The sequence below is a fragment of the Bacteroides sp. An19 genome (assembly GCF_002160215.1).
In the GTDB taxonomy this organism is placed as follows: domain Bacteria; phylum Bacteroidota; class Bacteroidia; order Bacteroidales; family Bacteroidaceae; genus Phocaeicola; species Phocaeicola intestinalis.
This window is the reverse complement of record NZ_NFKD01000006.1, coordinates 134,998-147,381: the sequence shown is the minus strand read 5'-3', so window position 1 is coordinate 147,381 and position 12,384 is coordinate 134,998. Positions and strand designations below refer to the sequence as shown.

The 12,384-nt window shown below is 54.9% G+C and carries 13 protein-coding genes; 12 read left to right on the top strand and 1 reads right to left on the bottom strand.

Annotated elements, in window-relative coordinates; translation table 11 throughout:
• Nucleotides 1–180: 180 nt before the first annotated feature.
• Nucleotides 181–699: a hypothetical protein gene (locus B5F25_RS04520; RefSeq protein WP_087247888.1), complete on the bottom strand. Its 519-nt coding sequence runs from the start codon at nucleotides 697–699 to the stop codon at nucleotides 181–183.
• Between the two features lie 78 nt (nucleotides 700–777).
• Here B5F25_RS04520 and B5F25_RS21075 point away from each other — a divergent pair, with 78 nt between their 5' ends.
• The 12 genes from B5F25_RS21075 (at nucleotide 778) to B5F25_RS04465 (ending at nucleotide 12,365) form a co-directional block, all read left to right on the top strand.
• Nucleotides 778–999, top strand: coding sequence for a hypothetical protein (locus tag B5F25_RS21075; RefSeq protein ID WP_140406859.1), 222 nt, complete (start codon nucleotides 778–780; stop codon nucleotides 997–999).
• Nucleotides 1,000–1,139: 140 nt separating this feature from the next.
• On the top strand, nucleotides 1,140–1,574 hold the full coding sequence (locus tag B5F25_RS04515; protein ID WP_087247886.1) for a hypothetical protein: 435 nt from the start codon (nucleotides 1,140–1,142) through the stop codon (nucleotides 1,572–1,574).
• Entirely contained in the window at nucleotides 1,564–1,896 is a 333-nt protein-coding gene (locus B5F25_RS04510; protein WP_140406858.1) for a DUF4134 family protein, read from the top strand. Before B5F25_RS04515 ends, B5F25_RS04510 begins: the two co-directional genes overlap by 11 nt.
• Nucleotides 1,897–1,943: 47 nt before the next feature.
• Entirely contained in the window at nucleotides 1,944–2,312 is a 369-nt protein-coding gene (locus B5F25_RS04505; protein WP_087247884.1) for a DUF4134 domain-containing protein, read from the top strand.
• A 3-nt stretch (nucleotides 2,313–2,315) separates the two neighbouring features.
• The gene (locus B5F25_RS04500) at nucleotides 2,316–2,618 is read left to right on the top strand and encodes a DUF4133 domain-containing protein (RefSeq protein ID WP_087247882.1); all 303 of its coding nucleotides are present in this window, start codon (nucleotides 2,316–2,318) and stop codon (nucleotides 2,616–2,618) included.
• Between the two features lie 98 nt (nucleotides 2,619–2,716).
• Nucleotides 2,717–4,234 (top strand): hypothetical protein, encoded by a 1,518-nt coding sequence (locus tag B5F25_RS04495; protein ID WP_087247880.1) that lies wholly within the window; start codon nucleotides 2,717–2,719, stop codon nucleotides 4,232–4,234.
• Between the two features lie 49 nt (nucleotides 4,235–4,283).
• Nucleotides 4,284–7,016: a DUF87 domain-containing protein gene (locus B5F25_RS04490; protein WP_087247878.1), complete on the top strand. Its 2,733-nt coding sequence runs from the start codon at nucleotides 4,284–4,286 to the stop codon at nucleotides 7,014–7,016.
• Between the two features lie 12 nt (nucleotides 7,017–7,028).
• Nucleotides 7,029–7,391 carry a hypothetical protein gene (locus tag B5F25_RS04485; RefSeq protein ID WP_087247876.1) on the top strand — a complete coding sequence of 121 codons (363 nt, stop codon included), beginning with the start codon at nucleotides 7,029–7,031 and terminating at the stop codon, nucleotides 7,389–7,391.
• A 3-nt stretch (nucleotides 7,392–7,394) separates the two neighbouring features.
• Nucleotides 7,395–9,962 (top strand): hypothetical protein, encoded by a 2,568-nt coding sequence (locus tag B5F25_RS04480; protein WP_087247874.1) that lies wholly within the window; start codon nucleotides 7,395–7,397, stop codon nucleotides 9,960–9,962.
• A complete protein-coding gene (locus B5F25_RS04475; RefSeq protein ID WP_206423526.1) occupies nucleotides 9,959–10,705 on the top strand; it encodes a hypothetical protein in 747 nt (248 codons plus the stop codon). The genes B5F25_RS04480 and B5F25_RS04475 overlap by 4 nt, the downstream gene beginning before the upstream one ends.
• 87 nt (nucleotides 10,706–10,792) lie before the next feature.
• Complete coding sequence (locus B5F25_RS04470) at nucleotides 10,793–11,518, top strand: DUF5045 domain-containing protein (RefSeq protein ID WP_087247872.1); 726 nt, start codon at nucleotides 10,793–10,795, stop codon at nucleotides 11,516–11,518.
• 28 nt (nucleotides 11,519–11,546) lie between these two features.
• Nucleotides 11,547–12,365, top strand: coding sequence for a phage antirepressor KilAC domain-containing protein (locus B5F25_RS04465; protein WP_087247870.1), 819 nt, complete (start codon nucleotides 11,547–11,549; stop codon nucleotides 12,363–12,365).
• Nucleotides 12,366–12,384: the final 19 nt, after the last annotated feature.

The following is a 12,384-nucleotide window of genomic DNA, read 5'->3' as shown; positions in this document are numbered from 1 at the left end:
GGCTTCCTTCAGATTCCACCTCGCGATGGACACCCTTGCCTTGGGCTATGTGATTCCCGCTATTAGGGCTCACTCGGGACTTACACCCGTTAGACAATGCTCATGCCGAGCGTACTACAAAGGAAGGACAACCGCCCTGCCATATAGGTAGAACAGCTGTCCTTTCTTGTCTCCTGCCCTTTATGCCGGCCTGCGCCCTCTAACTTTCCAGCCGTAAACATTTGCCACGTAGGGATAGAGTGAGCGAGTGAGCTTACGGAAACCTTTCTCGTCAATTTCAAGGTTGTAAATCTTGTCGGCTATCCGCTCGGCATCCTCCCGGCTTTTCGCCACCCTGTAAAGCACATAGTTCGTGCCGTCGTGGTGCGACATGCGTCCGCGGATGTTGTAGCTGTCACCGTACCATTCGCAATCATCGCAAGAGCTATGCAGGATGTCAGCAATGTTGCTGCCCAAAATCTGATACCCCTGCCTGCGTCCACGCCACAAGCCCAAGTCGCCAAAGGCGATTATCACACCGTCCACCTCCTTGTCAAGGTTGAACCGTTCATCGTCCAGCCAACTGCTGACCTCCTCGCCCCATTCCTCGTCACTGACCATATAGCTGTCATCTTCCAACTGCTCCCGTTGGAAATTCTGGTAATACACCCGTGCCTTGTCGTCCATAAAGCTGTCGTTCGACCAAATAATCTGTTTCATCGTTTTGAGAATTTAATGTTAAACTTAATGTCTCTTCCCTGCAGTCTGGCTTCCACCAGTTCACAGGGACTTGTTTTTATGTGCAAGTGCAAAGGCGGAAAGGAGAGAACGAATGCAAGGAGGAAGCAGCACTGCGCCTTGCAGCTTCCCGACTGCCTTATCTTCGCACGGGAAAAACAAGGGGCGTGGAACATCTTGTGCGTTCCGTTGCCCGGAAGAGATACATTCCGATGGCAGTGCAAGTATAACCGGCCCGGCAAAGCAGGCATGGCTGCCCTTGAAAAGGCTTCGGGAGTATGATTGACAGTATGATTTTTCCCCGTGAAGAAAATTCTCGTTAAAACCGGGCGGTATTTCCGCAAGATGTTTCATTGTTGGCCGCACCTGCCGTTCCTTTGCAACCGAAACGAAAGTGTAACCCTATAAAAAAGACACGCGCAATGAGTCCATTCATGATATTCGCCCTCGTGCTGACCGTCCTCTACGCCGTCTACTACGGCGTGGTTATCGCAAGGGACTTGCATGGCAAGAAAGCCCGTTCCCAATCCACGGAAGAAGTATTTGATTTGGGAGACATGGGAAAAGAGAAGTCTGTAGAGGTACAGGAAACGGAGGACAGCTTCCGTGTGGGCGGTGCCGGTACGGAACAGCCGGAAATAGCGGAGGAAGCCGGCACGGCGGAGGTTCAGGGAAACACACCCGGGACTGGGCGCAATGAAGCGGAGGAAAAGGCGGAACGGATAAGGTCCGGCCTGTCGGAAGCCGAGGTAGAAAGCGAGGACGGCGTGGACGCCCCCACGCTCCACGAACTGCTGGAGGGGAAGCGCGAGACCCTGTTCAAACCACAAATGACCGTTACGAGGAATGAAGTGTAAGCTATACGGATGGGTTGGCGTATTGGCCGGATGTTGGGTGTCGCTGCCCGCTTCCGCCAAGTGCGGCGGTGTGGACTACAGCTGGGGCGCGGAAGCCTTGGCACTGATGCACGACTTCGTGGTGACCATGATGCTGTATGTCCTCTACCTGCTCTATGCCATTGCCGCAATCGTCGCCATTTACGCAAGCCTGCAGATTTACATCAAGATGAACACGAGGGAGGAAGGCATCACCCGTGAAATCATGATGGTGGCCGGTGCCTGCCTGTTTATCATCGGCGCGTCCGTCGTGTTCCCGGCCTTCTTCGGATATAGGATATGAGACATGAGATACAGTTCACATAATGTTTAATTTTTAAGGTAAAAAGAATGTTTCAGGAAAAATTAAAGAAGTGCTTGAAGGGCCTCCGCCCTTCCGGGAGGCTGAAGACGCTCTCCTTTATGCTGCTGGCCGGAACGGTATCAGCCCTCGCCCAGAACGCCGCCGGAGACTATACGGCAGGAACAACCGCCCTGGGTACGGTGACGACCGAGATTGCCAAGTATGTGCCCTACGTGGTGAAGCTGTGCTACGCCATTGCCGGTGTCGTGGCCATCGTGGGAGCTATCAGCGTGTACATCAAGATGAACAACGAGGAACAGGACGTGAAGAAGTCCATCATGATGATTGTGGGTGCCTGCATCTTCCTGGTGGCCGCCGCACAGGCGCTCCCGTTGTTCTTCGGCATCAGCAGCTAAGCCATGTCAGGGAAGCACGCTGATGTCCGCCCGGTTGAATACCCCATGTTCAAGGGACTGCAACGGCCCCTTGAATTCATGGGGATTCAGGGCCGGTATATCTACTGGGCGGCGGGGACAGTGGGCGGTGCCATCGTCGGCTTCATCGCCGCCTACTGTCTTTCCGGCTTCCTTGCCGGACTGGTGGTACTGGTGGTCTCGCTCGGCGGCGGTGCGGCACTGATCCTGATGAAACAGCGTAAGGGGCTTCACAGCAAGAAGAACGAAAAGGGCGTGTTCGTTTATGCACGTTCCAAAGGACTGTAAAATACCCCGGCCAGAACCAGGCCGAATTTGATGCAGGATTTTATTCAATAAAACAGCAAAACGAAAATGATTAAAGAACCATACAAAACACCGAACGGATGCAAGCCTTTCCAATGATATGTATCGGGCTGCTGCTCGCCTCCTGCGGCGGGGAGAAACAACCCAAGTCCACGGTTTCCGCCATTGAATCAAGCGAGAAAACCCGCACAGAGTGGCAAAAAGCCCGCAAGCCGGTTGAAATCCACATAGAGGACATGGAGGGGACAACCCCTGCATGGCCCCGGCTTGGCGTATATATGGACGTAAGCACTGGCTTACCAGAAGAAAGGCAGGCATTTGCGGGAACAATGTTCACCCGGAAGGGGAATGTGTATGTATCGGAAAACCGCCATGCGCTCACCTCCGACACTATGGCAACCATCAGCGTCTGCTATCCTTTCCGAAACGGATTGGGAACAAACGACACCCTCCGCCTGACCGCCCCATTTACCGAAAACCTCTATGGCGTGGAAACCAACCGCCGCAACGGGAGTGCCATCCGACCGACATTCAGGCTGCAAAGCTCCATGGCGCTGCTCCGTATCGCCTGCGAGAGCGATGACCTGCGGGACAGGCTGGACTGGCTTACCATCACCGGTGAACGCATTTATACGCAAGGAGACTATTTACCTTATGTGGGGAAATGGATTGAAGAAAAGGCGGACGGAAGCATACGGGAGCATACCGGTTGCCTGCTGAACAACGGCAGGAACCATGACTTTTACCTGATTCCGACCGGAGCGGCAAGCAGCGTCACCATCGGTGCGGAGATAAACGGGAAACTCCATGCCGTGCGGACTACGCTCCCGCCTTTGGCGCCGGGCAGCCTCGTCCACCTTTCCTTGCACAAGAAGAAGGAAGGGCTGGCCATCAACGGCAGCTGGGTGGAAACGGAAAGGCCGTTGGTCGGCGTTGCTTCCAAGACACGGGTGGATTCCGTGTGTATCGGGTATTACCTGCAATCGGACGGTACCATCCGGGAGAAGAAAGATACACTGTCCATAGCCGTCGTGGTCAAGACGGACGGCAGGCACGGAAAGGCCGTGGCACTGGCCGACTGCGAAGGATATTATGTGTTCTCCGGAAAGGAGACCCGGAGCGGCAGGACCTTCGCCACCATCGACGGGAAACGCAAGGAAGGAATCCTCAATCCGGCTGAAGGGATAAAGGCGGACGAAGCCGTCATTTACAAGCCCGGTATGCCCTATCCGGAAGACTGTGCCTTAGGCTATGCCGACGGGGCAGGCCTGACACAACGGCTACTGGATGCGCAGGCGGATACTTCGGAAGAACCGTCCACACCTTATGGCAGGCGTTCCATGCTGGGCGAGGCAAGGCGGCATCCCGGAAGTTACGTGCCCTCACTGGCTGAAATGGCATGGCTGTACTACAGGACAGGATGCGACAAGGATTTCCGAAGGCGTGTACACCTGGCTTTACCCGAAGGTGAGTACCTGACCTCCTCGGAAAGTGGGGAACGGACTTCCTACCGGATAGACTTCACCTGCGGGATAGTGACAGGACAGCTTTCAAAACGGTATGCCAAAGGGAAACTGCGGCTGTTCTACCTGTTCTGAGCCGGTTGTGCTTTTATGGTCGTTAAACGAGAATGAATAACAAAACACAATGACACTCTATGTACTATTGACATTCATCGCACTTTGCACGGGCATGGCCATCTCAGTCCGCGCTTTCGGTACGGGAGGCAAGCGCAAGCGTGTCTTCCGCGACATCTATTTCTCCATTGAGAACGTGGATGGCATCGGCATCCTCTATACCAAGACGGGGGAATATTCCGCTATCCTGCGCATCGAAAACCCTGTACAGAAATACTCCGCCGACATCGACAGCTACTATGAATATACCCGGCTGTTCACCGCACTGGCACAGACCCTTGGCGAAGGCTATGCCCTGCACAAGCAGGACATCTTTACCCGGCAGGGCTTTGAGGGCATAAGCGGCGGCAGGCATGAGTTCCTCAGCGAGGCCTATTTCCGCTATTTCAAGGGCAGGCAGTACACCAACAGCCGCACCTACCTGACAGTGACGCAGGAGAACCGGAAAAGCGGCCTGTTCTCCTACGACGGCAAACGGTGGAAGGACTTCCTTGTGAAGATTCGCAAGGTAAGGGACCAGCTCCGCGACGCGGGCATCCGGGCCGTGTTCCTGAACGGCAAGGAGGCAAGCGCCTACGTGGACCATTACTTCACGATGGATTTCTCGGGCAAGCCCGTGGCGATGGACAGCTTCAAGGCGGGCGAGGAATGCGTGGAGATGGGCGGCAGGAAATGCAAGGTGTTTTCCATCGTCGATGTGGACAGCGCAGGCCTGCCCTCGTTGGTAAGGCCGTTCACAAACATTGAGGTAAACAATACGGAAATGCCGGTGGATTTGGTTTCCATGATTGACAGCATACCCGAAGCGCGGACCGTGGTTTACAACCAGATGATTTTCATGCCCGGCCAGAAGAAGGAGCTTGCCGCGCTGGAAAAGAAGAAGAACCGCCATGCGAGCATCCCCAACCCGTCGAACCTGATGGCCGTGGAGGACATCAAGCGCGTGCAGGACGTGGTGGCGAGGGAGAACAAGCAACTGGTGTACATCCATTACAACCTGATGGTCTGCTGCGGCAAGGACACCGACCTGCAGAAGCCCACCAACTACCTGGAGAACAGCTTCGGGCGGCTGGGCATCCACATCAGCAAGCGGGCGTACAACCAGCTGGAACTGTTCGTAAATTCCTTTCCGGGGAACTGTTACGGCATGAATCCGGACTATGACCGCTTCCTGACCCTTGGGGACGCCGCGGCCTGCCTGATGTACAAGGAACGTATCCAGCACAGCGAGGACACCCCGCTTAAAATCTACTACACCGACCGCCAGGGAGTGCCTGTAGCCATTGACATCACCGGCAAGGAAGGGCGCAACAAGCTGACCGACAACTCGAACTTCTTCTGTCTGGGACCTTCGGGCAGCGGGAAGAGTTTTCATGTCAACAGCGTGGTGCGCCAGCTGCACGAGCAGAATACCGACGTGGTGATGGTCGATACGGGTAACTCCTACGAGGGGCTTTGCGAATACCTCGGCGGCAAGTACATCAGCTATACGGAGGAGAAACCCATCACCATGAACCCGTTCCGCATCAACCGTCAGGAACTGAACGTGGAGAAGACCGGCTTCCTGAAAAACCTTGTACTGCTGATATGGAAAGGCTCGCAAGGAACCGTGAGCAAGACGGAAGACCGGCTCATTGACCAGGTAATCACCGAGTATTACGATGTCTTTTTCAACGGCTTCGACGGTTTCACCCCTCCCCAGCGGGAAGACCTGCGCAAGAGCCTGCTGGTGGACGACCGCAACTCGGCCCGTGACGGCAGGGAGACGGAAGAGGAACGTATGGCCCGCATTGAAAGGGAGATTGACGGGATAGAAAGCCGCCGCAAGGAGCTGAAAGTGGAGAGCTTGTCGTTCAACACCTTCTACGAATACTCCGTGCAGCGCATCCCCGACATCTGCCACGAGAACAACCTTGCGGGCATCGACCTCTCCACCTACCGCTATATGATGAAAGACTTTTACCGGGGAGGCAACCACGACAAGACGCTGAACGAGGAGATGGACGGCACCCTGTTCGACGAGACGTTCATCGTCTTCGAAATCGATGCAATCAAAGATGACCCGCTGCTTTTCCCCATCGTAACACTGATTATCATGGACGTATTCCTGCAGAAGATGCGCCTGAAAAAGAACCGCAAGGTCTTGGTCATCGAGGAAGCATGGAAGGCCATCGCCAGCCCTTTGATGGCTGAATACATCAAGTTCATGTACAAGACCGCCCGCAAGTTCTGGGCCAGCGTGGGCGTGGTGACACAGGAGATACAGGACATCATCGGCAGCGAAATCGTGAAGGAGGCCATCATCAACAACTCAGACGTGGTGATGCTGCTCGACCAGAGCAAGTTCAGGGAGCGTTTTGACGGCATCAAGGCCATTCTGGGCCTGACGGATGTCGAATGCAAGAAGATATTCACCATCAACCGCCTGGAGAACAAGGACGGACGCAGTTTCTTCCGCGAGGTGTTCATCCGCCGTGGCACGGTCAGCGAGGTGTATGGCGTGGAAGAGCCGAGGGAGTGTTACATGACCTACACCACCGAACGTGCGGAAAAGGAAGCCCTCAAACTCTACAAGCGGGAATTGGGATGCAGCCACAGGGAAGCCGTGGAAGCCTATTGCAGGGACTGGAACCTGTCCGGCATTGACAAGTCACTGGCTTTCGCGCTGGAAGTGAACAAGGCGGGCAAGGTACTGCATCTTGAACGCAGGAAACAAAATAACCAATCAGCAATCAACCAATAACATTCAAGCATTATGGAAGCAGAAAAATTCATCCAGGACTTCTGGAAAGCGAACGAAATCAGCAATTTCTCGAAAGAGGCCACCGTGTTGTTCTTCTACCTCATTTATGTGTGGGAGAACGAGAACAAGCCCGAAGTGTTCTACGTGCATCCTGCCAGCCTGCTGTGCAAGGTAAGGGGCTTTTCCGTGAAAGGCGTGCTGACGGCCAGCGAGGAATTGCAGCAACGCGGCTACATCACCTACAAGGCTCCCGAACAACAATGGTGTTCCGGGGAGTATTCCCTTTGCCTTGACCGGGACACGAAGACAGGGAAGAATGAAAGTCCCGCCCATACCGCAAGCGGCCTCATGACCGCGCAAACCACAAAACCGTAACCCATGAAGAAAATCCTTGTCCTGTTGCTGTGCGTATGTGCTTCCGTCCTTTCGGCGGAGGCACAATACGTGCGCGTCAACTACGACAAGAAGACCGTGGCGGCGATGGCGGCGGCCTACGCCACGGAAACGGCCACGGAAGCCTATTACACAGAGCAGGTGAAAGACATCCTGGAGAAATACAATGCGGCGGAAGTGGCTGCGGCGGGCATCTTCCTGTCGAAATACCTCGACCGCAAGGCCCTGACCGAACTGGGCATCTGGAGCGACGGCACGGAAAACTATTATTACCGGCGCATTTACCACCTGGTAAGCGCGAAAATCATGCCTAAGATCCTGACCGTGGCCGGGCAGATGCTCCACTCGCCGCAGACCGCCCTGTACTGGGGCAGTTACCTGATGAAGACCTGCACGGAGGTGAAAGCACTGTGTATGCAGTTCGAGTCGGTGGTCACAAACGGAACGTTGTCGTTCCGTGACGTGGTGTTCCTGGAAATCGCCCCGCAATTCGCCCCCTTGTTCAAACTGTCTGAGAGCGGCGGCATCGACTGGAAAACCTTTTTTGACGATTTGGGTAACATCGGGCACAATTTTACCAAGGAGAACTTGAAAACGGACATCGACAACCTCTATAACATGGGCGTGGGCCTTGCCACGGCCGGGGCGGACAATTTCGTGGATGCCATTCTGGGCGAAAGCAGTTTCCATGAGCTGCTGAACGGGAAGATAAGCGATATCGCACGGGTGGCCGGAAACGCCTACGGCCTCTATGGCCAGATGGAACAATCCTTGGGAAATACACTGCTCTCGATGGTCGGCGGGCCGGAGGGTGTCGCCGGTCTATTCCGGATTGACAACTACAACCTCACCTCGTGGATCAGCGACTACCTGAAAGAGGCGGCGGGGCAATACTACACGCAGCGGTGGTACATCTACCGCAGGGATGCCGGCACGGAAACCCTGTGCGACTATACACCGCCAACCGATGACAACAGTATCATCTACGGCGGGGAATGGACGCGCTTCAACACCTCCGATGCCGGATTTTATCCTAACAGCACACAGACGGAACAGATACTTGGCAATTCGGAACGGTATGCCGGATGGTCAAGGGAGAAAGTGCGGCAGATGAACCAGGCGAATGACGGCTATACGTACAGCATCAGTTATTACCGTTCCGGTTACAATATCAACCGGGGCGGCAAACAGATACAGAAGGCATACGCCTACAACATCAAGGTAACAAGAAGCTGGAACCACGAGGAGGTGGTTTATGAGGACGTATTCGACTCCTACAAGATGGACCTGAACGCCTTTAAGGCCGGGCTGAACGCCCGCCTGTCGGAGTTCAACGACAACGAGGAGGGGTATGTGTATGTCATCGGCTATGACGCCAGGCACTATTACCAAGCTACGGACGAAGCCAAGCTGCAGGGATGCGAGAGCGTGATTGTCAGCGTGACCTGCCATGACGGAGTGACATTGGGCAGCGGAAGCACCCAATACAAATGCCGCACCTGCGGCGGCAGTCTGGACGGACATTCCAAGGAATGCGCCATGCAGACAACCGTGCAGGGCGACAACGGACTGGACCTGTCCGGACTGGACGAACTGGAAACGGAATACAATGCGGAAGCTGTGGCCTTGCAATCCCGGATAGACGCCTTGGAAGCAGAGAATGCGGACTTAGTGAAGCAGATAGCGTCCGCCACCGTGGAAGAAGCGGCCTCCCTGCGCCGGCAGTACAACCGCAACAAGGATGAAATCACCCGGCTTGAGTCTGACCTGTCCGCTGTCCGGAAGAGACAGGACGAACTGGCACAGGCCAGGGAAGAGGCGGCTGCGGAGAATGACGTGCCCACCGATGACTATTACCGTATCCCCGCCATCATGCAGGAATGCAGGAACGCCTACAGCCTGACGTGGCAGGGTGACGGCCGGTGGAACGGCTACAGTTACATCCGGGAAGCCACCGTCCCGAACATTGACGGCACCATTACCTTCAAGGCCACCCTCTCCATCGCCCGCAAGCCCAAGTATTTCCTGGGAATCAAGATACACCGTGCCATCATGCAGATAAGCTGGGAGCTTACGTCGGAGTATTCGGACACGGAAGTGGTGGACATCATCGAGCTTGACCCCGGCATGAGTGAGGAGGAAAAGGCAAGGATGGTCAATGACCGCCTGTCAGAGATTGCCCGGCAATATCCTTCATGCGAGATTACCACGGAGTACGTGAAGTCGGAGCCGGTGGAGGAAGATGCGAGTACGGACACTTATCACCTGTTGTGGGCGTCCGACCGTCTGGAAATCGCCCGGCAGGTAGAAGCCCGGCTGACGAACATATACGCCGACCTCGTGTCACTGGAGAAGATGATGAACTACAGGATCGGCATCATCGACGTGCTGAAGGACATCGCACCATACGTCAATGACGAACGGGGACACAGGTTGACCCTGGTGGAGGAATGCCGCCGCAGGTGGCTGCAGGGTGCGGCAAACAGCCTGCACTCGGTGGACTACAACGGGAAATACGGGGAAACGGCAGAAGGAAGGGAGGAAAGGGAATGAGAATGTCAATTAAAAATATCAGATATGCGGTCATTGTGATGTTGGTAGCGGTGTTTCCGTTAGAAACACTGGCGCAATGGAATTTCGACATCGTTTCTGTGGAAGCCTACATCAACGACCACAAGCAGCAGCGCAGCCTGTTGCTGGCACGCTCGACACTGGAGCTGAGCAACCAGTTGCTGCACGAATACAGCAGCGGGGCGGCAGTGGACTACAAGGAACTGAACGTGAATCTGGACAAGTACACAAGGGCTTTCGATGTGATTGACATCCTGTACCAGTCCTTACGCACCTCGCTGAACGTGTATTCCACCTACAGCACCGTGAGCGACCGGATTGGGGACTATAAGAACTTATTAAACGATTACTATACGAAAGTGATGGAACGGAACAAGATGGAACTGCATGATACACTGATTATCGGCATCAGCCTGCGGTGCGTGCAGAGCATTGCGGAGGACGGCAAGCAACTGTACCGTTCGATGAGCGACCTCGTGCTGTACGCCACCGGTGCGGCGGCCTGCTCCACCTCGGACTTGCTGCTGGTACTGGAGAGCATCAACCAGGGGCTTGACAATATCGAGAAGCACTTGAACAAAGCCTATTTCGAGACATGGCGGTACATCCAGCTCCGCACAGGCTATTGGAAGGAAAGCGTGTATCTCCGTAAGGACAAGTCGCAGATTGCGAACGAAGCTTTCCGGCGGTGGAGGGATTCCGGGCTGAACCCGTTCAACCGATGAAAGGGAACGGATAAATGCTGGGACAAGAGACAAGGAACAAGAAAATAAACAACAGGAAATTATAGAATAAGAAACGAAAGAATTGAGATGAGACGAGCTGTATATATAATAGGTATAGGGGCGGCGATGTTCGGTCTGTCATCCAAGGCACTTGCCCAAAGTGTGACCTACAGCCATGACGCCGCCAAGATGAACCAGATAACGGTGGCGGAAATCGGTTCCGGCTCGCTGACGCCAAGCCTGTACTACCAGCTGCTGCACAAATCCTACCAGAAAAGCGCGGCGGCAAAGAACAAGTTGGGCTTCCGCACGGCGGCAGGCATCAACCTCTACAACCAAACGGACGATGCCGAAGCGTTGGATTCCGCCATGACCCAACGCGCCCGTATTGAAGCCCTGAACGTGGCTGACCGCAGCGGCGGTGCATTGGATATGGCTTGGCTGGCCGAGGGTGAAAAGGTAAACGCAGCCTTGGAAAACTTCGACAGGAACATCCGGCGGATAGCCGAAGCCGGTGGAAGCGGCAGCGGACAGGAGTATTGGAGGGATTATTACAATATGTACATCTGCGCCGTGAAGGCGGTGCAGGACGCCTATATGCCGAACTCGCAACGGAAAAAGCAATACCTGCGCATCCATGCTGACATCCTCCGGAAGAACGAGACCCTGGTGCGCTACCTGGTAAGGCTGGCCAATTCCACCAAAGTGGCGGAACTGCTGGACGCTTCGGCCACCATCGAAGACCGGAGGGCGCAGATTGCCTTGGCGGCGATGAACCGTTGGCGTGAGGCGGGATGGCGGACAATGGAATAAAATATGAACCAATAAAACAATATGGACAATGGACAACAACATTCGGATTTTCAGCAATGAGGAATTCGGCACGATCAGGACCGCGGGCACACCGGAGCAGCCTTTGTTCTGCCTCGTCGATGTCGCAAGGGTCTTGAACCTTGTCCCAAGCAAGGTGGTGCAGCGTCTCAGCGATGACGTACTTTCAAAGTACACCGTCCCGGACGGCATTGGGCGTCAGCAGGTTATGAACTTTGTCAACGAGGACGGACTCTATGACGTCATTCTCGACAGCCGGAAGCCAGAAGCCAAACGCTTCCGCAAATGGGTTACTTCCGAGGTGCTGCCGGGCATCCGCAGGCACGGGGCGTATCTGACCGATGCCGCCCTGCAACGGGCCGTAACGGATCCCGATTTCCTTATAGGGCTGGCGAATGCCATCAAGGAGGAACGGAGGCTCCGTCTGGTGATGGAAGCAAAATGCGAGGAACAAAAGCTGCTCATCGGGCAGCAACAGGAAAAGATAGAGGAACTGGGCAAACGGACTACGTATGTGGAACTGGTACTGCAATGCAAGGGCTTGCTCGACATCACCCAGATTGCACAGGACTACGGGATGTCGGGACGCAAGATGAACGGCATCCTCCATGAAAAGGGTATCCAGTACAAGGACAACAGGCAATGGATACTTTACGCCGCTTACAAGGACAGGGGCTATGTACACAGCGCGACCATCCGGTTGGAGAACGGGAAATCGGTGATGCGCACCCAATGGACACAGAAAGGCCGGATGTTCATCTATGAGCGGCTGAAAAGGGACGGCATCCTGCCGGTAATGGAACGCAACCGGTTCTCTAACGGAAATTAGTATATCAACAAGAAAGAAA

Coding starts and splice junctions, on each gene's coding strand:
- B5F25_RS04520 (WP_087247888.1), bottom strand. CDS start 699: ATGAAACAGATTATTTGGTCGAACGACAGCTTTATGGACGACAAGGCA.
- B5F25_RS21075 (WP_140406859.1), top strand. CDS start 778: ATGTGCAAGTGCAAAGGCGGAAAGGAGAGAACGAATGCAAGGAGGAAG.
- B5F25_RS04515 (WP_087247886.1), top strand. CDS start 1,140: ATGAGTCCATTCATGATATTCGCCCTCGTGCTGACCGTCCTCTACGCC.
- B5F25_RS04510 (WP_140406858.1), top strand. CDS start 1,564: ATGAAGTGTAAGCTATACGGATGGGTTGGCGTATTGGCCGGATGTTGG.
- B5F25_RS04505 (WP_087247884.1), top strand. CDS start 1,944: ATGTTTCAGGAAAAATTAAAGAAGTGCTTGAAGGGCCTCCGCCCTTCC.
- B5F25_RS04500 (WP_087247882.1), top strand. CDS start 2,316: ATGTCAGGGAAGCACGCTGATGTCCGCCCGGTTGAATACCCCATGTTC.
- B5F25_RS04495 (WP_087247880.1), top strand. CDS start 2,717: ATGCAAGCCTTTCCAATGATATGTATCGGGCTGCTGCTCGCCTCCTGC.
- B5F25_RS04490 (WP_087247878.1), top strand. CDS start 4,284: ATGACACTCTATGTACTATTGACATTCATCGCACTTTGCACGGGCATG.
- B5F25_RS04485 (WP_087247876.1), top strand. CDS start 7,029: ATGGAAGCAGAAAAATTCATCCAGGACTTCTGGAAAGCGAACGAAATC.
- B5F25_RS04480 (WP_087247874.1), top strand. CDS start 7,395: ATGAAGAAAATCCTTGTCCTGTTGCTGTGCGTATGTGCTTCCGTCCTT.
- B5F25_RS04475 (WP_206423526.1), top strand. CDS start 9,959: ATGAGAATGTCAATTAAAAATATCAGATATGCGGTCATTGTGATGTTG.
- B5F25_RS04470 (WP_087247872.1), top strand. CDS start 10,793: ATGAGACGAGCTGTATATATAATAGGTATAGGGGCGGCGATGTTCGGT.
- B5F25_RS04465 (WP_087247870.1), top strand. CDS start 11,547: ATGGACAACAACATTCGGATTTTCAGCAATGAGGAATTCGGCACGATC.